Origin of the sequence: Salinisphaera sp. C84B14 (genome assembly GCF_040361435.1) — a bacterium.
Lineage (GTDB): Bacteria > Pseudomonadota > Gammaproteobacteria > Nevskiales > Salinisphaeraceae > Salinisphaera.
On the sequence record NZ_APNL01000010.1, the window covers coordinates 82722 to 102818 of the forward strand.

Genomic DNA, 20097 nt, shown 5'->3' on the forward strand with positions numbered 1-20097 from the left:
GTCGTGTCGTCCCTGTATATATTTAAGAATGGCTGTCAGGCCCGGTGCCTGTGTTTCAAAGCCCTTGCTTGAGGCTTTCCTCGACGAACGCGTCCAGATCGCCGTCGAGCACCGCCTGGGTATTGCCCACTTCCACGCCCGTACGCAGATCCTTGATGCGCGACTGATCGAGCACGTAGGAACGAATCTGACTGCCCCAGCCGATATCCGACTTGTCGGCCTCGGTGGCCTCGGCTTCAGCCCGACGTGCCGCCAGCTCTCGTTCATACAGCTTGGACTGCAGCTGCTTCATCGCGGTCGCACGGTTCTTGTGCTGGGAACGGTCGTTCTGACACTGAACAACGATGCCCGTGGGATTATGCGTGATTCGTACCGCCGACTCGGTACGGTTGACGTGCTGCCCGCCCGCGCCGCTGGCACGGTAGACATCCACCCGCAGATCCGATGGATCGATATCGATGGAAATCTCGTCATCGATTTCCGGCGCGACGAATACCGCGGCAAACGAGGTGTGGCGCCGCGCGCCGGAATCGAACGGCGACTTGCGTACCAGACGGTGTACGCCGGTTTCCGTTCGCAGCCAGCCATAGGCATAGCTGCCGGTCACGGCAACCGTTGCGCTCTTGATACCGGCCACCTCGCCCGGTGAAAGCTCGGTGACCTCGGTGGCGAAGCCACGGCGCTCGCACCAGCGCAGGTACATGCGCAACAGCATTTCGGCCCAGTCCTGCGCTTCCGTGCCGCCCGAGCCGGACTGGATATCGACGAACGCATTGCTCGCGTCTGCTTCGCCGGAGAACATGCGCTGAAACTCCAGGCTCTTCAGATGCGACTCCACCGCATCGAGCTCGGCAGCGACATCCTCGATTACCGAGGCGTCCTCTTCCATGGCCGCCAGCTCCACAAGCTCCTCGCTGTCGTCCAGGATCGTGAGTGACTTCTCCATGGGCCGAACAACTTCTTCCAGCCGCGCCTTTTCCTGACCGAAAGCCTGCGCCTTGTCCGGATCGTTAGCCCATATATCGCCCTGGGCGAGCTCGGCGTCGATTTCGTCTAGGCGGTCTTTCTTTTCAGCGTAGTCAAAGATACCCCCTGAGGTCGCCAAGACGCGCGCGCAATTCCTGCATGCGGGTGTTCACAGCGTTGGTATCCATTGACTTTCCTATTCATTGGGGGTGCGTTGCGGGCGCGGATCATTACAGCTTACGACGTACAGCACAAGCGCGAGAATTAATTGCTAATTCCAGCGATAACCTCCATAATCCGGTTGCACGTCACCGGTTTGGGAACGCTTGTTCGCCAGTTCGGTGAATGGGACCGCACAACAAACCTAAACCCGTTCAAGGGAGTTTTGAACTATGAAATTCAAGCAACCGCTTACCGCAGGTGTTGCTGGCGCACTGGGGCTCGCATTCGCGGGCAGCGCCATGGCGCAGATGGACACGCCGCAGGACAAGCGCTTCTACGTGGCGCCGATGGTCAGCTACGGCTTCTTCGACAACGACACCGTCGGCAACGACGGCAGCAGCTTCGGTTCGCTGAGCACCGATAACGACGACAGCATCGGTGGCACGCTGGCGATCGGTAAGCCGATCAACAGCTGGTTGAACCTGGAGCTGTTCGGCTTCTATTTCAACCCGGAACAGCGGGTTGGCAATAGCAAGGCCGACGCCGACCTGTACGGCTTTGGTCTGGACGCCCTGTTCTTCCCGGCCCGCGACACGCTGCCGGTCTACGGCATCCTCGGCGCTGCCTGGGGCAAGACGGATCCCGGCTTCAATGGCGTCGACGTCGCCGGTGATGGCCAGGGCCCGATCGGCATCGGCGACGATGCGGACACCGACTTCCTGGACGCCGGTCTGGGTTACATGTATCAGCTGAACGACTACGGCCTGGCCGTGCGTGCTGAGTACCGCTACCGTTACACCACCGTGGATTCCGCGGACATCTACGGCGCCGGCTACGAAGATCAGCGTTACGACGACCACATCCTGTCGCTGGGCCTCCAGATTCCGCTGGGTGCTCCCCCGACGGCTGCTGCCGAGCCGGCTCCGGCCCCCGCTCCGGCCCAGCCGATGGATAGCGATGGCGACGGCGTGATCGATGCCAACGACCAGTGCCCCGGCACCCCGCGTGGCACGGAAGTCGACGCACGTGGCTGCCCGATCGAGAAGAAGGCCCCGATCGTCCTCAAGGGCGTGACCTTCGAGTTCGATTCCGCCAAGCTGACGATGCAGGCCGAAAACCGCCTCAACAACGTTGTTGACGCGCTGCAGGCCAGCTCTGAAGTGAAGTTCCGTATCGATGGCTACACCGACAGCATCGGCACCGAACAGTACAACCAGGGCCTCTCCCAGCGTCGTGTGGACTCGGTGCGTCAGTACCTGATCCAGCACGGCGTCACCTCGAGCCGTATTACCGGCACGCAGGGTCATGGCGAGTCCAACCCGGTTGCGACCAACGAGACGGCCGCTGGCCGCGCTCAGAACCGTCGCGTCGAACTGAACGTTACCGAGCAGTAACAATCGGTTAGACCGACTGTTTGAAGTCGGGCCCGGCCTCTTCGGAGGCCGGGCTTTTTTTTGCCTGACGCTCGGACGATGGTAAAGCCCCTCGGCATCGGTCGAGTAGCTTAGACGACCGACAGACCGCCGCTTGAGCGTTCAATCATCGGCAGGGCAACCTATCGCAATGGAAACATCGAACGACCCACTGCGCGCGTATCTCGAAAGATGCCTCCACGAGCATGCCCCGCAACGGCTGTTGCTGATGGGCCAAGACTCGACGCGCCGAGACGCGCTGCAGGCGCTCGCGTCCCGCCATGGCGCTGTCTGCACAGCATCGAGCGTAGCGGACATGTCCGACACGGATTCGACGGCCGCACGATTCGACCTCGCGATCGTGCTTCCGGCCATGATTAGCGAACTGAATAAGCGCGAAGGCCGCCAGCTGATAAGCCGTCTGCGCGACCAGCTCGCCGGCACCGTGCTCGTCTGTGTCGATACCCGCGCCCAGACGGCCGAGCCCTGGACAATCAGCGACTTCATCGCCCTGGGTTTTCGCCGCAGCCCCGATAGCCGCAGCGTCGGCCCCGCCGTCGCCGTCTATCGATACGATATCCGCGACTACAAGACCACACCCGATTGGCTGAACTCACGCTACTGGGCCAACCCGGAGCGCTGGGATCGGGAACGCTGGTGAGCTTTGCGAGGCCGTAGCACAGCCGCCTCAAGCGAGTGAACGCGAGGCGGGAGCAAGCGAGTCCATCCACCACGGGGATCAATGCGGGGAGTCCGGAGAGGCACAGCCTAACTCGCACCGAACCAGCGATGAGGGTATCCGATCTGGCAGGTTAAGCCTTGGTTTCCAGCGTCTTAGGCACGCGATCCAGCGACCAGTTGTCGACGCCCCAGTTAAGCACACGACGCGCGCTCGCGTCCCAGAGGGTCTCCGGCGGCCGCTGACCGAGCCAGACCAGACACCGAGTCAACTGCGCGCCGGGCTTTTCCGGTCTGAGCGGGATTGCGCCTGTGCTCTTGCCCAGTTTTTCTCCGGCGGGATCCACCACCACCGGAACATGGGCATAGCGAGGCGTATCTACACCCAGCGCGTGCTGAAGCGCGATCTGTCGCGGCGTCGATGACAACAAATCAGCGCCGCGCACCACTTCGGTGACGCCTTGGTAGGCGTCGTCGAGCACGGTCGCGAGCTGATAAGCCACAATGCCGTCGGCACGCCTGATCACGAAATCACCGATATCCCGATCGAGGCGCTGTTCGTAAATGCCCTGCACCGCGTCGGCCACCCTCACAAGCTGCCCGCCCACGCGAAAGCGCACCGAGCGTGCATGGCGGCCGGCCGGCAGGCCGGCGCGGCAGGTACCCGGATAGATAGGCCCCTCGATACCGACCCGACCCGAGCGCGCCTCGCGACGCGTGCAGCCACAGTCGAAGGCCAGCCCGGCGTGTTTGAGGCGCTCAATTGCGAGCCGGTAGGCAGGGCGTCGCCCGTCCTGATAGAGAACCTCGTCGTCCCATTCGAGCTGGAAGAACCTAAGTGCGTCAAGAATACGCGCGGCCGCGCCCGGCTCGACCCGAGGCGTATCAAGGTCGTCCATTCGCAGCAGCCAACGGCCACCCTGGGCACGGGCCTGAAGAAAGCTGCTCAGCGCGGCGACCAGCGAACCGATGTGCAAGGCGCCGCTCGGCGACGGTGCAAAGCGCCCGACCACGGCGGTCATTACGAGAAGAAGGCTGCTCGGGCAGCGAACATCGCATGCCGCTTGGAGACAGGAAGTCGAAGGAGCGGCTGGGCACAGCCTAGGGGCCTACGCCTATGCACATGGCGCGGCAGTCGGTGGCGCGCTCGGCGCCGCCGGAAAGAAAGATGGTCGGGGTAGCAGGATTTGAACCTACGACCTTCTGCACCCCATCTAGCTTTAATGTCGGCCCTATTCCTTTGTTCTTCAAGCATAATAGCGGTTTATGATGGCGGACAATTCGGACATACGCGCCCTATCTAATCAGATAGTTACAGAGCGGTTTCGGTAGTTTGTCAGCCGATATTTACCTTGTCGAGGATCGACGGATCATCGTTCTTGGGGCTGCCAACGCGCTGGCCGATCGGCCAATATTCGTAGCTCGAGTACCGCTGTTCCCGGAGAATCTCGTACCCCTGGTCCACGTCTATATCTGGATCGATCCACGAGCGCGCACCAGCGCCGGTAAGCGCCTGTGGCTGCCGGTTATGGATATGCGCGATGTCTTCGCTCGGCTCTCCTGTGAGGATCGCGAACGTCACCTCGCCCGAAGCTGAATGATCTGCCGGCAAGCGAGAGGCCTTCGACCAGATGCCGGCGAAGAAAAACGGTTGGGCATCGGCGGGTCGGATCGCATATGGCTGCTTTTGTTCGCCGCCGCGTTTCCACTCAATCCAATAGTCAGCGGCCACAACGCACCGCTGGTGCTCGAAGGACTTGGCGAAGAGCTTTTTCTCAGAGGCTGTTTCAGATCGCGCGTTGATCGGTGCGAGCTTCGTGTCGCCCGCCCAGCCGGGAATGAATCCCCACCATGCGGGGCCTAGATTGATCACTCCAGTCTCGGGATCAACCAGAGTAATTAACTGAAACGTCCCTGGCGGTCGGTTATAACTGACGTTATCCAAAAGCCGGGCCGAGATCTTGCCGCTGACGATGCGCGCAAATTGCTCGGCGGGGCTGTGCCTACCGTATCTTCCACACATAAATTCGCGCGATGTCGGACATCTCTTATTAAAACCAAGCTACCGGCATATGCGCTGGGTGCACTGAAGAACGCGCGCTACCTTGCCGCGCAGCCTTTTTTAGGATATCGCGCTCCTCTTCGGTGCGGCGCAGCCGTGCGCGCAGCTTGAGGATCTCGCTTTTCGCCTCGACCAGCTCGTTGGCCTGCTGCTCGGTGTTATCCGGCTTAACCGCCTTCACCCATTTGTACAGGCTGTGAGCCGACACGCCGAGGCGCTCGGCGACATCAGCTACCGGATAACCGCGATCCAGTACTTGCCGAACCGCTTCATCCTTGAATTCCGGGGTATATCTTTGATTGCTCATTACACTTCCTCCTATGCTCAAATCATAGGCCAGAAGTGTCTAATGGACCCGGGCAAGTCCACTGGTCGCAGTGAGCCAAGCACATCTTACGAAAGACTTTAGGCGTCGATCATCCCCCTGTTTTAGTGGCATATTGATCCAAAGTTCCAGAGTTTAAGTGGCCGCTTCTGCGGCGGGTTAAATCCTTGGACTAGAACCAAGCGCTAATTAATACGAAAGATAGTCGGTCACGCTATAGCCTCACATGCGAATTCCCGCAGGATCGCAGGAGTGCAAATGCTCTCTTGATCAATTCCGCGCTCTCCACATCGCACGGCGAGTGGATGTTCATCGTGAAGATTTTGACCTTGCTTGCCGGTTGCCTTAGCTAGCGGGTGCCCACCCGTAGCCTCAAGCAGATCCAACATCGGCTGGTACAGCGCTGAAAGCCGAAGATGGGGCAAACGATGCTGTAGCCTTTGAAAAATACGAAAGCCTTCGGGGTCGAGGTCGCCCCAGAAGGTCAGGCGTTCGCATGCAAACGCCGCTGCCGGTGTAGGCGGCTGCCCGGCGCGCACCAGGCGAGCGTAGTCCCGGGCCTCCACCGCACCTGCCAGTCCCCGGCCGTAGTCCTCGCCAGCCATCGACAGGCCGTAACCGTAAGTCACCATCCAGGCCAGTGGCAGATCAGCGGTCGCGGCAACTGCCGCTTCGAAAGCCACCGGGTTCTCCACCAGCACCACGGTTTTAGGCTTCGGGGGGCCGGCCATCATGAGATGCCAGGTACGCCCGGTGGACAGATGACCGGCCAGCCCGAAGCGGCGCAGAGCGAGGCTGGGTAGTGTGTCCAGGAGCTTCGAGGATCCGAGTAGGTAGCGGGCGCTGATTACGAAGCGGGGTACGCCCTCCAGACTGTCCTGCTCAGCCCGCAACCGCTGGAGCCCGTTAATCAACCGGCCCATGTCCTGCGGCGACCAATCGGCCAGCTTAGAGTACAACGGCGCCAGCGCTTCCTGATCTATGTCCGATAGGCTCTCGTCGGCCATAGCGGCCTGCCATGCCCTTTCGTCGGCCGTCACAGTTTTCGCCTGGAGGCGAAGCTCGATGAGCGTCAGGGGCTGGCCTTGAGAGTTAAACGAGCCGTGCAGCTCATTAAGCTCTTTAAGCTCCAACAGGCCAGCCCGCACCTCAGGCTCGGTCAACTTACTGACCCGAGCCACTCGGGCCACCAGCGGGGTTGGCCGCATGGTCCCCGATGCCGGTTGCAGCTTACGCAGCGCCTCGCGGACCTTCGTGGTGCTCAATGTACGTCTCCCGGCCCGGGCGTCTGTTCCAGCCGCAGCTTGCCGATGACCACGCCTTCGTGGAGCTGCTGTTCCTCGATGTTGGTCCAGCCGCCCTCGGTGCTGGAGTGGGAAGTGCCGAACAGAAATACCGGAAAGTAGTCAAAATTGTTGACGTATTCCGGCGGGTGAATGAAGCCGATCACCTGAAGGCGGCCGCGAGTGTTCTGGATCTCAGCCATGCCGGCGTCGATCAGCTTCTTCTTCGACAGGTCCGAGAACAGGCCGTCGATCAGCATGATGGTTTGCTGATTTTCGCGCGCCTTCCGCCGAGCTGCGGCGGTCGGCAGCCGGCGAGAATCCCTCTCGGTAGAGAACTCGGTCAAGCGAATGAGCCAGGCCAGCGTCATGGCAGTCTTCTGTCCGGTGCTCAGATGCTGGGTCAGCTCGTGAAACTTGCCATCGCCCCGGATCTCCGGTGATGAGAACCGGATGCTGGGATCCTTGAACAGCCGCCGGTAGCACATCTCGCGGATACGAGCGCGAATCTGATCCTCGGCCCGCTGATCCTCGCTGGAGTGATGTCGCGCCTGGTTCATGTCGTCCTGCAACACCGACACCTGCCCGTGAATAGTGGTCCGAATGTCACGCACCAACTCCTGAGCCGACTCCCGATCAAGGGCCGTGGCCTTGATCTCGAACCGCAAAGCATCCGGGTCCTGCGTATCCTTGGCCACGCGCTGGAGGATTCTGAGGTGTTGGCCCGCGCTGGTGATCAGGTTGCCCATGCGATTGATCGCCTCGTCCATGCTGACCTGGGCCGCGGTGCTCACCGCCTCCAGCTTCTCCTTCGCTGCCTCACGCAGCCCGAGGTAGCTCTCAGCCAACCGGTGAACACGATCGGCTTGGTCGAGCCCTTCGACAGGCCGCAAATGCTCGCGCTCCGAGGGTCCCAGATCACTATCTTCGGCTCTCAGGCTATTGATCAGTTCCAGCATGCGGCCAACCTGGCGGTTACGGTCGGCACGGTGGTCGCGCAGGCTGCGTCGCTTGTGCTCCAGGTCGAGCTCTCTCAGCTTCACGGCCAGTTCGCCGGCGGTCTCCTCGATGTCGTGGAGGTCCATGACGCGCAGCGCGTGTCGCAGGTTGCCGGACGCGATGCAGATCTCGTGCTCGGCGAGCTGGCCCCCGTCGATCGCCCCGGGCTTGAGCTCCGCGCTGAACGAGCGGGTCAGGCGGTCCTGTTGCAGCAGTTCGGCCAGCGCGTGGTCCACGGCGTCCCGCGCCTTCACGTAGCGCGGGCGATCCCCGCGCGCCTGCTCGAGTTGCTGTTGTGCCTCCCGGAGAAAGCGGGTTTTCTGTTCTCGCGCCCTCTGAGCATCCGCCCTTTCTTGTTCCGGCGTCTGGCCATCGGCCCGTCGTTGCCTAATGTCTACGTACTTGGCGGCGCGCTTGAGGGTCTGCTGGAAACTTACCCGGTTCTGCGCCCGATCCAACGTTGCCTCGATTCGCTGGCCCTGTTCTTCGCGGGTGACCTGCCAGGCCGGGCCCTTCAGCTTCACGAACGTCTGCGCCTGATCCACGCGCCGGCGTTGCTCAGGCGGGTAGGCCTGGCCCCGCGCCTCATCAGCCTCCAACTGGGACGTCTCGGCCATGTTTAGGCGGCCCTCGGCGGTTTCTACGCGCTCCCTTGCACGCCGGGTGGCATTTGCGGCCCGCTCCACCGCCAACTTTGCATCAACCACCGCTTGATTCCCGCCGGCTTGCTCGAAGGCCGCGGCGCCACGGATCATTGCCAAGCTGTTGCCCGTGAGCCGTTCGTTGATCGCGATTGCTGTCGCCTCGTTGTCTCCGTGCTCGGTACGCGCTTCGGGCAGACGCGTCTCCACGTTGGCTGTCAGCGCGTCGCGCGCTTCGCGGGCATTACTCACGGCCTTCCCCTCGGGCGCCAGCCGTCGACGTTCCGCTTCGAGCCGCTCGATGGCTTGATCGGCGGCGGCAATCTGCGCTCTCAGGTCCTCTTTGCGCTCTTCGATCTTGGCTGGATCCAGCAGACACTCCACATCCAGCGTGCGTAGGCCGGCCAGCAGCCCGGTGGCCCGGTTATCCTGAACATCGAGCCGACCCTCGCGGGCGTATTGCACCAACTCACGGCCCACGAAACAGGGCAAGCGCATCTCTGCGGCTTCCAGCGAGGCAGCCGCGCGCTCCGCACCCGCCGCATCCGAGCCCACCGGCGCGAACAGCAGCGCTGAGAAATGGGTCAGCACTTCAGCGCGACGCGGCCCCGGTAGGGAGAGGCCATCGATGAACTCATGCAGCGGTTCGGCCGGAATATCGGTCTCCGACAGATGCTGCAAGGCCGCCCGGTAACGGGCATCGGGGGCTGCCAGCTCATCGGCCTCCAGCGCCTCCAGTTGGGCTTTTAACTCCTTACCCTCAGCCTTTTTCTCATGCCGCTCAATGCCGGCCTGTTCACGCCTAGCATCCGCTTGCTGCAACCAGGCAGCCGGGTCGGCGTCCTGCCCCTGCTGAGTCCGGAAAGCCAGCAGAGCGTGCTCCAGGTCCTGGAGGCGTTCGATTTCGCGCTTGAGGTCGGCGCGCTTGTCGGAACAGGCTTGCAGTGTTTTTCGCTGATCTTCCTCGAATCCGGAAGCCCGGGTCTCAGGGAAGGCTTCGGCAAATCGTTGATGCACCGCCTGCTGCTCGACCAGGTGCTCGTGCCGAGCCTCGGCTTCATCCTGCTCCCGTTTGGTCGCGTCACGCGCTTGTTTGGTGGTGTCCAACCCGTCTCGCGCTTCTTGGGTCTGGCGCCTGGCCGTTCGGTATCGCTCCTCGGCCGAATCATGCTCGGCCTGAAGCTGTTGATGCACGAGCGCGGGGTCAGCCTCAGACCCAAACTCAGCAACGAACTGGGCCCAATCCGGCAGCAGGGGCTCGAGGCGTGCCGAGCGCGCGGTGAAGGCGTTCATTTCTTTCTGGGCTTCTTGACGCTCCTCGTCCACGAGATACACCAACTTATCGGCGTGCTCGGCTTCCTCGGGCTCAAAGAACGGGCTCGAACGCACATCCAGGTAGGCCTGACGGCCTTCCTCGAATTCCGTGTGCTCATTATCAAGTTCGCTGATGCGCTCACTCAGCCTGGTTATTTCATCGCCAAGGCGCCGAACCTGATCGTCGGCGGCGTTCATCGTCTCCTCAATCTCGTCGAGCTCCACACGCACGGGGTTAGTGGAAGTAGCCCGCGTCATCCACTCGTAGGCGATTTCTAGGGCTTCGCTCAGGTCATTACGCACGTGCGGGCGCAGATTCGGCACCAGCGGCAGGAGCCGCTGAGCGTCGTCGATCGAGTAGTAGACGCTGCGGTGGCCCTTGTCATCTGCGCTGACGGGCCTGAGATCGCAAGTTGGCTCAATGACTTGCGTAATTCGTGTGCCTTTCAACTGGTTGCGACTGGCGATCTCATTGAGTCGCCTGACCTTTAGCCCAGATGCCGCAGCCAACCCCACGTCTCTCACCAGCACCCCTTTCCCCGCCCCAATCACGGTGTGACGGGCAAGCTGGCCAGTCAGATCATCGTCAGGAAAGCTCACCGTGGGCAGCCCTGGCAGCGGGTCGTTGCTGATCTGCTCACGCAGTGCGGCCAGTGTCAGGGCGATCGACTGGTACTGGCCGTCGTAGCGCTTCTGTGCCGCCTCGGCCTCACCGGCGGCGGCATCCGCGGCATGGGTGCTTTCCTGCACCCTCTTGCAGCGGTCGAATTCTTTTTTCGCCGTCTCAATATCGCGCTCGTTTTGAATCGAGCGATACAGGCTCTTAAAGATCGTGTCCTCAAGGTAGTGCTCGTCCTTTTCGGCCACGTCCCCCATGATTCCCGACATGATCTCCGGGGCCAGCACGTCGTAAAAGAAAGTCTGGTCGAAACGCTCAGCATCGCGCTTCTTGAGGTCGAAGAACTGGGCGGCCTGATCACCGCTGCCGGCCTTCTGGTATTCAGCCAGTTTCTTGGCATTGCCGCTGGCGATAAATAGATCCATCTGCCGGCGCCAGTCCGACTCAGTCACACCCCAGCTGGCGCGATCGCCCCCCCGGACGCTTTTCTGGAACACCCCGTTGGGCAGTAGGCCCGTTACACCGTCGAGCGTGCCGATGGTCGGTGCGTCCTCGAAGGTGCCCCGATAGAAGTAGTAATTACGGTCTCGGCCTCGGCCCCGGAACCCGCAAAGTCCAAACACCCACGTCTCTGCAGTAAAGGTCGACTGGCCGGTCGGGCGCGCTTGCAGCGCGTCTTCGGTCAGATCAATTAGCTCAATTCGGACATGCCCCCAATGGCCGCTTTTATCGGTATGCGGAGGCAGGCAGGCATATACGCGGCTCATGAGGGCCCGGTCCCGCGAGATCAGCCCTACGATGGCATTGGCCAACGAAGTTTTGCCGCCGCCGTTATCCAGGCGAAGCGCGGTGGACAGGCCGTAGAACGGCAGGATGGTGCCGCAGAAACGGGGCATCCACGGCAACTTGGGATCGTCGCCGCGGCCGTTAACGTAGTTGGTCGCCTCGAAGCGGTTAATTCCGAACATGCTAATCGTCCTCGTCTTCGCCGTTGCCGCGACGGGTGGCCAGATTGGTGATCTGCGCCAGGGCGTCCTCGCCGGGATCGAGCAGAGCCAGACCACGGTCGTAGTTGCGTTGGATTTCGACGGCGCCCAGCAGTGTCTGTTGGTACACCGGTTCTTCTGCCGTGCTGGGCACAATCGTCAGCAAGCCGGCCTCGACCATGACCTCGCAGAAGGCAGCCACGCGCCGCTTGAAGTCCATTCCGTCGGCACTGGTTAGGATGGTGAGTACCTGCGTGGCATCGTCGGTCTCGCCAGCAGAGCCACGGAGCCCATCGCAGTGCTCGCGCAGGGCAGTCTCCAGGCGCGAAGCGGGAAATCTGGCGTCTTGATAGCGGCTGGCAGCAGTCATTCCGCGGTTGATGTAGGTATAAGTCACCGCCAAGTACATCAGCCAAGTGTGCAGAAACCAGACGCCGGCGCTGGCGCGCGTGTCCCCCTGCTTGATCTGCATGCGTTCGAGTACACGATCACGCGAGAAATACTGGGGTGGTTGGGCGTCGGCCTGGCGGGCCAGCATCCACAGCTGACTATCCACCTCGATGCCCGGCATCTCGCCGCCTTCGTAGCGCAGCAACTCCAACCCCTGACCGGCGAGCAGCTCCCGAAACTGCTGCATCACATCGGTGTCCTCGGCTGCGGCCAGCAGGCTAGCGATGTGATCCTCACCGGTGTGGCGGCGCCGACGGGGCTTGGTCTCCACATAGCGGTGGCGCAGCAAATAAGCGTGCACCTCTCCAACCTCAGACCACTGCATAGTTGTCTCCGTCAGGCGGTGGGCCAGCGGCGGCGTGATCCTCACCGCGTAGCCGTAACTCCAAGTCATCCCCGGTTAGCGCACGGTGGCCATCGATCGGGATTCGCATCGCATCAGCCACCAGGCGCATTTCAATGGCCTCGTCCTCGACCAGCCGCCGCGGTGCGGTGAAAACGCCCACGAGCTGGTCCACCATCGATTGACCGTGTGCGGACAGCCACCCCTGTGTGCGCGCCTCGGACAGCCGAATCGGCCGCTCGAACAGGAGCTGGCGAATGTGTTCTCGATGAGCCTCCAGAAACAGGTCCATCGGCGTTATCCGGTCATCGCCTTCCTCGGGTCGCGCCACCGGCGCGACCGCTACCTCGGTTTCGGTGGAAATCGCCGGCAGGATGCCGTCAAAGTCGGCGAGCGCCGCATGGGGCCAACAGACCGCCAGAGGGCCGGACTGTGCATGGCAAGCGGCAACCAAGGCTTCGTCGGGAGGACACAGCGCCAGGTACGCCGCAAGCCCCGGCAGGTCACGCACTCCGACCGGCTTTTCCCCAGCGCTGGTGATGTGATGGATAAAGTCGGCATACATGCGGCCGAGCCGCTCCAGCAGCCGCAGCGCGTTGTAGAGTTCGAGGCTGAATTGCTCGGCATCGGCGCCGCCGTGCTGCCCGGCATGACGATCCATCGCTTCGGTGATCTCTGACGTTCCCAGCAGCTCTTGGGCATCGACAACTGCCGCGTTGGTCTCGCTCAGCGCGTTGTTGTAGGCCTCGGACTGGCTACGGAACATCTCGACGCGATCGCCCCGGCCAGGCTGCTCACGTGTGTTACGGATGTCCTCTGCGAGCTCAGCGATTTTCTGCAATACCGTCTTGAGCGCATCCTGGGCCTCGACGAAAAGCCCGTCCCGCAGCGCGCCGGCAATTTCCAACGCCCGAAAGCGAGTCAACAGGAAGCTGCTGGCCGATGAGGCCAAACGGATGGCCTGGCGGCCGGTTCGGGTCAAGCGAGCCCGATCTGCACTTTCATAGGCCGGGCGTTCCAGCAGCGCAGCGGCTTCTCTCGTCGCGTCGATCTGCTCGGGCGCTTCGGGCACCCGCATCCATGACTGGCTCGGCGTAGCGAGGAGGATGACGACGTGCTCGAGATCCTCGTTCGAAAGCTCCGGGTAGTGCCCTTGGATTTCTTCGAAGCAGGGTCCGAGCGCCACGTAGTCATGGCTAAATATGGTTTCCTGGGAGTGGAGATAGCCGAGAAGACGGGCACCAACGTCCAACCAAATACCTTCACCCCAGCCTGGCCGGTCCTCCGTAACACGGTAGGTGCCTACGCCCGGATGGCGTGCTAAGTCATGTAGGTCTACTAAACGCAACACTGACCGGAGAAGAGGTCGCAAGTCCACTGTTCTTTAGTTTTTTTCTTTCACGCAAGCATACCGAAGCGGTGGGTCATTTAACGACCCATATCGATCATTGAGGAACTGGTTATTGCCCCCCCTTTTACATCCCACGGGGTACCACGGAAACGACAGGTTAGCTACGGCGACTCTTCGCGGCCCCAGAATCCAACCTCAGAACTAAGTGCACAGTTACCGACACAGCCGATGCGTGAGTTGACTGCGCCCTGTTCGGCCCGAACGGCAGACGCTCTATCGTGGGCGTGTCTCGACCTCGGCATGGGACAGGCCGAGCTGGTGAACGACGCGGATGACGGCATCGATCGTCTTGAAGGCCGGTAGGCGCCGGCGCCCGTTTCCACAACCGCCCATTCTTCGCTGCCGAAACGGACCACGATGATGTATTCGTCGGCGTAGATCGGATCGCGATTGACCTAGGCGCGAATCTTGCCGCGATAGAACGCGATCGCAGTGCGCAGATCGAAGAGTTTCATCGGCTATCCGTGGTCGAAATTCCCGCGTGGAACTCGCGCGCGCGATCGGCGCAAAGCCTTATATGGCGGGCGTTTCAGGCGGTCGCATTTTTGATCAAAAATGCCTAAGAATTTTCTCAGATCAGCTCGCGTTGGGGCTTCGCGGCGTTGCCGTGACCGCCGTAGAGGCGCAGATGCTGGGCGGCCTGGCGCAGATAGTCCGCCGCGGTGGCCATGGCGCACAGATCAGCGAAGGCCATGGGCTCGAGCGCGGCGCGAACACGCGCCGGGTCGTTGCCGGCCGCGTTCTTGAGGGCCTGCTTGAGCAGTGCCTCGGGCACGGGCTCGTAAGCCTCGGGTGATTTCCACGACATCAGGGCCGCGACATCGCGGGCGCGCAGATCTGTGGCGATATCGCGCAGCATTGTTGCACCGGTCTCGAGGGTCTGCTGATCCTCGCGCGTCTGGCGGCGCACGAACTCGTAGCAGGCGGCGTGTTCGGCCCGGGCCATGCCGGCGATGACCTCGGCCATGGGCGTGTCGTGGTTCATGAGGACGGCGTACAAGAAGAATCGATGCGTATTGTGAGCCAGACCGGGTGCTGGCTGCGAGCCGTCATGCGGGCGCTTTGGCCTGCTCGATCATGCGATCGATCCGCTTGGCCGTGACAACAGTGCGATGGTTAGCTTGCCAGAGCCATCGCACCCATACGGATATGCGCTTACGCGATCTCAATCGCAAATAGGGGATAGCGCATCGTCGCTTGCTGGCAACGCGCGCTCGGCAGCGGCTGCCTTTCGCGTCTCAATAATGTACCGACGTACCTTACCGAGCATTTGGCTCTGTCGACGAATCGCCTCGAACTCATTTTCGAATAGCATCGCCAAGTCGATTTCCCACTCTTTGGCTCGAACACGGCGAAACGCAGCGGCAGAGTAACGCATGGACTTGCCCCGCGGCAGGTATTGCAAGGCGGGCTGTCGCCTAGTGTGGTTGCCAGAACGGTAGCGCGGTTGCCAATACTTCGCGCGAAACCATTCGATCTGTACTGAGCCGTTGCGTAGGCGCACTCTCACGCCGATAAAGCCCCATTCGTGTTTCGGCCGTAGTTTATGGTTCCGGTGATGTGCCTCCCAGAACGCTTCGGCCGCCGCGAATGCGCGCTCGTAGAGAAACTGAGCGCCTGCGAGCGCCCCTTCGTAGGCTTGGTCGAGCCCCTGTCCTAGCTTGTCTTCTGTGTCGTTCACTATATCGCCTCGATCGTGTAGCGGTGCCCTGCCCACTTCACTATCAAGTGGGGCGTTGGGCCAGATATCCTTCCTGCGCACGCGCGCGCGGAAGTAAAGGGTGTTTGGAGTAAGAACCCCTTTATGAAGGAGATATTTCGGGTGCCTGCCAGACTCCGGTTCTGACTCCGTTTTTACTGCCTATTGAAATGGCACCCAATTACGTAAAGGGTGAGAGGTTCAGTTAACCATTTACGAATAAGGGGTTATTGCTTTCTTTGACCTCCTTCATAATGGATTAGCCATTTCAGATATCTTGCCGTCCGGGCAAATAGTTGCGAGGGCGCAAAGTTCCGATTTTCGTAACTTTTCGACTTTTCAAGGCGGCAACGTTCCGCTCGCGCAGCGAATACCGCTATGTACATTGGGTGTAACGGTTCGCAGACCTCGCGTATGCGCGAGTGCGAAATAGAGGGCGCTGGGGATGTAGCCCCCCTTACGTAACGGGCGCTCTTAAGCGCGTACTTATAAGTTCGTTGGAACGGGCTGGTTACAGAGGCAGACCCGTTACGCCGTTCGACAAGCGTTCGAGGTTAAGACGCGAACGCGTAAATCCGGCAACGGCCTGCCCAAAACGTATCTTGCTTCGGCACAGAACTAGACGCGTGAACCCACGAGGGCCCCAATCGGGCCCCGGCCGGGGCCCGATTGGGGCCTTTTGCGTTTAGCGTGGTTCGAATCGGCCGTCTTAGGGCCCCGACTGGGCCCCTGCCGGGGCCCAGTCGGGCACTACCGGCGCTCATTCGATATGAGGAACAGCCCACGAGCTATGGCGAGGGTTAGAAGAGTAGTCACTTACTAATCGGTGGACTCGAAACGTTTGCGACTGATGCGTGCCGAGGCGCTGTAAGGACTGCGCGCGAGATAAAAGTAACGCTATCAGGGATTGGACGCGCCGCTACTAAGTTTGCTGGCCCGAAAAACCCGAGACACACCAGTGCGCCGGATCGATCTTCTGCTAGCGTCCAGGTCGGGACTTACAATCGACGAAGTGTGAATGCTTCGAAGACTGATCTTTGCGCAAACGTTCCTGCTGTTCCTCGCGCTTGGAAATCACTGAGATATACAGAACTCCAAGGCCCAGAAGAACGGCAAGGAGCTGGATCGCCAGGATCACATAGGTCGCCATAGCAGGTCTCCGCGACGTACTTCGATAGTTAAGAGTAGCAAACCCGCGAGCGATAGACGGGGCCTGCCCCTTCCTCATCGAGTATTACTACCGCCCTCGGTCAACTATATGGCTCTTTATGCCTTGGGTACCGTCAGCGCAGGCTGTTAGGGCGCTGGAAGCCCAGAAATACGCAGATGCAGAATCGCCTTTTCGGCGTCATCCCCCCACGTTTCTAGCAACGGTTCAACGAATGGCTCTTGGATCGCTTACGGCTGAGTCCGACAAACTGGAAATTTTGTAGAAGGGTCATAGTGAGGCTGGGTCCTTTTTAAACCGCGTACCGGTTGCTGAGCGCACTACAACTATTTACCCCGACCGACCCACCGAGTTGCCCCGACCGTGTAGCCGACCGCCACAGTTCTTCTATGCTTCGCCGGGTCTCCAACGCCCTGGTAACGACCGTACTCGCCTTTATCCTGGCTGTACTCGGCTTCTTCGTGCTCGTAGCCTGCGTCCTGCCCGTGGCCGCACATATCGATGCGGGATTGCGGGGTCAATTCGATGTGGAGTGTCGCGACATGACTAAGGCGGCACTGCGATCGCATATCGTGCGCCACCTCAAGCAGCATGACCGTAGCGCCGAGGTCGCTTCGCTAGAGCTCGCTGGTGAGCCGCGCTACGACCAATCAGACAAGACGGTCGATTTCCTCGCTGTAGCGTTCGATACAAACCGGGCTCAGCAGACCGCGATGGTCGGATGCTTTGGGAATGTCGAAATCAGCGTACGGTGATTTGCCGGCAGTCGACGACATAGGCTCGAAAACAACTCGCCGATAGAGGGCTTGAATGTGCCCTGCCGCTCGGCGTCACCTTCATCGAAAGCGCGACGCCGTGCTTCCGTGATCGCGGCGCGATAGATGCGCCCGTTTCGCCACTGACTTCAGTATCCCTCGGAGTGTTGCTCGCTGCGTGCCATCACGCGTGCGCCCTTGCAGAAAGGCTCACGATAGCGCCAGTAATAGTAGTCGCCCGATGCATCCTCGAGCACCAGCGGTTCTTGGCACTCCGCGCACGCCGGTTTGGGATCAGCGGGGGCTGAGCTGCACATGGGTATCACTCGTGGCGGTCATGGCCTTCATACGCCGAACGCCGCCCTACTCGGCCCACGGATTGATAACGGGCACCCCGGCAGCCTCGAACGGCTCGATGTCGCGCGTGGCCACGCTGAAACGTGCGTCGCGGCAATCGCGGCGATCTGACCATCAGCCATAGGCAATACACGGCCGCTGGCCCTGACCGTTGCGCTCATCTGAGCGAACACCTCGGCCTCCCGCTGGTCGAACGGCAAAATGCGCTGGTCGAACAACGCCCGTAACAAACGGGTCAGGCCATGCCACAGATCATTCTGGCGTTGGCCTACCGACATCTGCTCTACCCCCGCCAACAGTTCAGCCAGGTTGACGGCCGTAAGGTAGAGCGTCTCGGGGTCCTGGCGGTCCAGCCACTGCTTTACCAGCGGGTTCGCCTGGGGCTTCATGGGTTCTGAGACGACGTTGGTATCGAGAATGATCACTCGAACGTCGCTGGCTCGAGGGGTGAATCGTCGCGGTTCGTTGGCAACTCCACGCCGCCCATTTCCCGGCCGAACTCGGCGAGCGCTGTGCCGAGGCGCGTCTTCGGGCGCACGGCATTTTCGAGAATGGCGCGCAGTTCAGCTTCCATGCTGCGGCCGTGCTTTGCGGCCCGCACCTTGAGCGCACGGTGGGTTTCTTCGGAAAGGTTGCGAATGGTGACGGCTGACACTGCTAGCACTCCTGCGCATTGCTCGCAGTGCCAGCATAATCCATCAATCGCTAGCGCGCACGGGAAAGCCGAAGCGGAACGGCAATCGCCGAACCGCCTCGGTCTGCCTTGTCCTGTTAGATGGTGGGCTCTTTTCCGGCCAGCCAATCCGAGGACCCGATCGCGGACGCCTTCGCCGTATAGCGCACGGTGGCGTTACGGGTATCGATGGTCGCCTGAACGATCGCCAGCAGACAGCCGGCACCAGCGGCAGCAGCCGCTGAGCATCGTCGATCGAGTAGTAGACGCTGCGGTGGCCTTTTTCATCTGCGCTGACGGGCCTGAGATCGCAGGTTGGCTCAATGACTTGCGTGATTCGCGTCGATTCACTCAAGCGATCGACCTCCGCGCCGCCCGGCCCCATCTGAGCCACTGCACTGGATGACGATCAAGCACTGAAAAGCCTGCGATCCCACCAGATCGGCGCGGGCAATGTGTGCTCGATCTGCGCGCACTCGGGATGCCCCGGGTTGATCAGGATGTTCGACTCGATCCGGGCCACGAACGACGGCACGATGAGTATCGCGCTTCGACGCCCCTTTACCCAGTCGTGGCCGAACTCCCGGGCAACCGTGGGCAATGCCGTGTCCCAACCGGGCAGCGCATCCTTGGTCACGATCTCGTAGGACAAGCCGCCCGGCAGCGTGATCTCGATGTAGTGCTGGTTCGGTGGCATGAGCCCGTTCGCATGAACGAGCTTTTCGAGCATCGACGTCGAGTAGTGCTCGCCGGCGTAGATGACGGGGGTAGTCATCGTGTTCCATCGCCCCGGCGCGATAGTCGAACCGGTGCCGTCGAAGATGGGATAGCGCCCGTCCGGGTCGCCGATTCGATACGCATACAGCGTTCGATCGAGTCGCTGGCCGCTCACAAGGCGCTGCCATGCTCCAGACGTCCCAGCAGATCCTCAACGGCTTCCAGACCGGCGCTGTTCTGCATCGCGACTGCCATCGGCGCCTGGTCGTCGAACAAGGGGTGTTTGCGCTCGAGAAAGGCACGGGCGGTTTCATCGTCCTGGTAGACACGAACCGCGGCCGTCCAGGCTCGCGCAACGCGATGCGCCTTCTCGCTGTCGTGAGGATTGAGGGGTTGCCGCATCTTGCGCCGTCGCTGAAGCGTGGGCCGCGCGACAATGCGGTGCACGAACCCCTTGTCTCCGGGTGCCACCGCGCGTTGCAGATGCATGAGCGTGTTGACCGGGAACCCGCGCTGGATGCGCTCAGCCATGAGCAGCACGGATGAGCGTTCGGAGTGTTCGAATCCGAGCACGCGTTCAACGGCAGTGATGTCTTCCATAGAAAGGCTCCAAACGCGATGCGTTCACATGAGCCTATATTATCGCTCGCACGAGCGCATGGCTACCGGGGTCTTGCGGTGCCTGTCCCTCGGACGCCGTATATACCCCACGAGGGCATCGATCGTGACAGCCCCTAGCGTTGGACTCTGGCAGGTAGAACAAGCGGAATTGATGCGTTCACGACCAATCGAGCAAGGAACTGGGTTCATGCAAGAGAGCTAAGATCTGCGGAACTACCTGGGCGCTCCGGCGGACCTTGGGCCCCGCCAGAATGATGAGGAGCTGCGGGCGGTCTATCAGGCGGCGTCGTCGCGCCTCGGCAGCAAGCTCGACACACGGACCAAGAATATAAAGGTGCTGTCTAATGCGGCCGAGCTGATTCGTGTCGGCCACTCGTGGGTGACGTCAAGATCGCGAACGTGCTGTATCTGAATATCGCGATCGCCAGCGTACTCTATCTGATCGTCCCACCAACC

Annotated in this window: 17 protein-coding genes and 1 pseudogene; 3 read left to right on the plus strand and 15 right to left on the minus strand. The window is 61.3% G+C overall.

Features of this window, described 5'->3' with window-relative positions; all coding sequences use genetic code 11:
• Positions 1-55: 55 nt before the first annotated feature.
• Positions 56-1154, minus strand: a protein-coding gene (gene prfB, locus C84B14_RS10450; protein ID WP_353223942.1) for a peptide chain release factor 2 whose coding sequence is annotated in 2 segments (ribosomal slippage) — positions 56-1081 and positions 1083-1154 — 1098 coding nt in all. Because the reading frame shifts where the segments join, the coding sequence is not laid out codon by codon here.
• A gap of 204 nt (positions 1155-1358) precedes the next feature.
• Here prfB and C84B14_RS10455 point away from each other — a divergent pair.
• A complete protein-coding gene (locus C84B14_RS10455; protein WP_353223944.1) occupies positions 1359-2522 on the plus strand; it encodes an OmpA family protein in 1164 nt (387 codons plus the stop codon).
• A 169-nt stretch (positions 2523-2691) separates the two neighbouring features.
• Positions 2692-3201: a DUF6231 family protein gene (locus tag C84B14_RS10460; protein WP_353223945.1), complete on the plus strand. Its 510-nt coding sequence runs from the start codon at positions 2692-2694 to the stop codon at positions 3199-3201.
• A 151-nt stretch (positions 3202-3352) separates the two neighbouring features.
• Here C84B14_RS10460 and gluQRS read toward each other — a convergent pair whose 3' ends face one another.
• The 10 genes and pseudogenes from gluQRS to C84B14_RS10510 all read right to left on the minus strand — a co-directional run bounded on the left by gluQRS (position 3353) and on the right by C84B14_RS10510 (position 16500).
• The gene (gene gluQRS / locus C84B14_RS10465) at positions 3353-4240 is read right to left on the minus strand and encodes a tRNA glutamyl-Q(34) synthetase GluQRS (protein ID WP_353223947.1); all 888 of its coding nucleotides are present in this window, start codon (positions 4238-4240) and stop codon (positions 3353-3355) included.
• Positions 4241-4554: 314 nt separating this feature from the next.
• Entirely contained in the window at positions 4555-5241 is a 687-nt protein-coding gene (locus C84B14_RS10470; RefSeq protein ID WP_353223949.1) for an SOS response-associated peptidase, read from the minus strand.
• Between the two features lie 88 nt (positions 5242-5329).
• Positions 5330-5587 (minus strand): annotated as a pseudogene (locus C84B14_RS10475) (transposase); the annotation flags it as partial.
• A 227-nt stretch (positions 5588-5814) separates the two neighbouring features.
• Complete coding sequence (locus C84B14_RS10480; protein ID WP_209064488.1) at positions 5815-6870, minus strand: Wadjet anti-phage system protein JetD domain-containing protein; 1056 nt, start codon at positions 6868-6870, stop codon at positions 5815-5817.
• Positions 6867-11429 (minus strand): coiled-coil domain-containing protein, encoded by a 4563-nt coding sequence (locus C84B14_RS10485; RefSeq protein WP_353223951.1) that lies wholly within the window; start codon positions 11427-11429, stop codon positions 6867-6869. Before C84B14_RS10485 ends, C84B14_RS10480 begins: the two co-directional genes overlap by 4 nt.
• A 1-nt stretch (position 11430) precedes the next feature.
• On the minus strand, positions 11431-12222 hold the full coding sequence (locus C84B14_RS10490; RefSeq protein ID WP_209064492.1) for a hypothetical protein: 792 nt from the start codon (positions 12220-12222) through the stop codon (positions 11431-11433).
• Positions 12209-13492, minus strand: a complete 1284-nt coding sequence (locus C84B14_RS10495) for a hypothetical protein (protein ID WP_209064494.1) — start codon at positions 13490-13492, stop codon at positions 12209-12211. The genes C84B14_RS10490 and C84B14_RS10495 overlap by 14 nt, the downstream gene beginning before the upstream one ends.
• A 730-nt stretch (positions 13493-14222) precedes the next feature.
• Positions 14223-14636, minus strand: a complete 414-nt coding sequence (locus tag C84B14_RS10500; RefSeq protein WP_209064496.1) for a hypothetical protein — start codon at positions 14634-14636, stop codon at positions 14223-14225.
• A gap of 180 nt (positions 14637-14816) precedes the next feature.
• Positions 14817-15332 (minus strand): conjugative transfer protein MobI(A/C), encoded by a 516-nt coding sequence (gene mobI / locus C84B14_RS10505; protein ID WP_209064497.1) that lies wholly within the window; start codon positions 15330-15332, stop codon positions 14817-14819.
• Positions 15333-16329: 997 nt separating this feature from the next.
• Complete coding sequence (locus C84B14_RS10510) at positions 16330-16500, minus strand: hypothetical protein (RefSeq protein WP_209064499.1); 171 nt, start codon at positions 16498-16500, stop codon at positions 16330-16332.
• A gap of 407 nt (positions 16501-16907) precedes the next feature.
• Between C84B14_RS10510 and C84B14_RS10515 the strand changes: the two genes are divergently transcribed.
• Entirely contained in the window at positions 16908-17273 is a 366-nt protein-coding gene (locus tag C84B14_RS10515; RefSeq protein ID WP_209064501.1) for a hypothetical protein, read from the plus strand.
• A 344-nt stretch (positions 17274-17617) separates the two neighbouring features.
• Here the strand turns inward: C84B14_RS10515 and C84B14_RS10520 are convergent, their stop codons facing one another.
• From C84B14_RS10520 to C84B14_RS10535, 4 genes are all read right to left on the minus strand, one after another.
• Positions 17618-18055: a type II toxin-antitoxin system VapC family toxin gene (locus tag C84B14_RS10520; RefSeq protein WP_348523046.1), complete on the minus strand. Its 438-nt coding sequence runs from the start codon at positions 18053-18055 to the stop codon at positions 17618-17620.
• On the minus strand, positions 18052-18285 hold the full coding sequence (locus tag C84B14_RS10525; RefSeq protein WP_209064505.1) for a FitA-like ribbon-helix-helix domain-containing protein: 234 nt from the start codon (positions 18283-18285) through the stop codon (positions 18052-18054). The genes C84B14_RS10520 and C84B14_RS10525 overlap by 4 nt, the downstream gene beginning before the upstream one ends.
• A gap of 427 nt (positions 18286-18712) precedes the next feature.
• Positions 18713-19195 (minus strand): RES family NAD+ phosphorylase, encoded by a 483-nt coding sequence (locus C84B14_RS10530; protein WP_353223955.1) that lies wholly within the window; start codon positions 19193-19195, stop codon positions 18713-18715.
• Positions 19192-19620 (minus strand): Xre family toxin-antitoxin system antitoxin, encoded by a 429-nt coding sequence (locus C84B14_RS10535; protein WP_209064509.1) that lies wholly within the window; start codon positions 19618-19620, stop codon positions 19192-19194. The genes C84B14_RS10530 and C84B14_RS10535 overlap by 4 nt, the downstream gene beginning before the upstream one ends.
• Positions 19621-20097: the final 477 nt, after the last annotated feature.

What these genes read in the sequence shown, in the direction of transcription:
- C84B14_RS10485 (WP_353223951.1), bottom strand. Translation starts at nt 11,429, where the DNA reads ATGTTCGGAATTAACCGCTTCGAGGCGACCAACTACGTTAACGGCCGC.
- C84B14_RS10490 (WP_209064492.1), bottom strand. Translation starts at nt 12,222, where the DNA reads ATGCAGTGGTCTGAGGTTGGAGAGGTGCACGCTTATTTGCTGCGCCAC.
- C84B14_RS10455 (WP_353223944.1), top strand. Translation starts at nt 1,359, where the DNA reads ATGAAATTCAAGCAACCGCTTACCGCAGGTGTTGCTGGCGCACTGGGG.
- C84B14_RS10510 (WP_209064499.1), bottom strand. Translation starts at nt 16,500, where the DNA reads ATGGCGACCTATGTGATCCTGGCGATCCAGCTCCTTGCCGTTCTTCTG.
- gluQRS (WP_353223947.1), bottom strand. Translation starts at nt 4,240, where the DNA reads ATGACCGCCGTGGTCGGGCGCTTTGCACCGTCGCCGAGCGGCGCCTTG.
- C84B14_RS10515 (WP_209064501.1), top strand. Translation starts at nt 16,908, where the DNA reads ATGCTTCGCCGGGTCTCCAACGCCCTGGTAACGACCGTACTCGCCTTT.
- C84B14_RS10470 (WP_353223949.1), bottom strand. Translation starts at nt 5,241, where the DNA reads ATGTGTGGAAGATACGGTAGGCACAGCCCCGCCGAGCAATTTGCGCGC.
- C84B14_RS10535 (WP_209064509.1), bottom strand. Translation starts at nt 19,620, where the DNA reads ATGGAAGACATCACTGCCGTTGAACGCGTGCTCGGATTCGAACACTCC.
- C84B14_RS10500 (WP_209064496.1), bottom strand. Translation starts at nt 14,636, where the DNA reads ATGAACCACGACACGCCCATGGCCGAGGTCATCGCCGGCATGGCCCGG.
- C84B14_RS10460 (WP_353223945.1), top strand. Translation starts at nt 2,692, where the DNA reads ATGGAAACATCGAACGACCCACTGCGCGCGTATCTCGAAAGATGCCTC.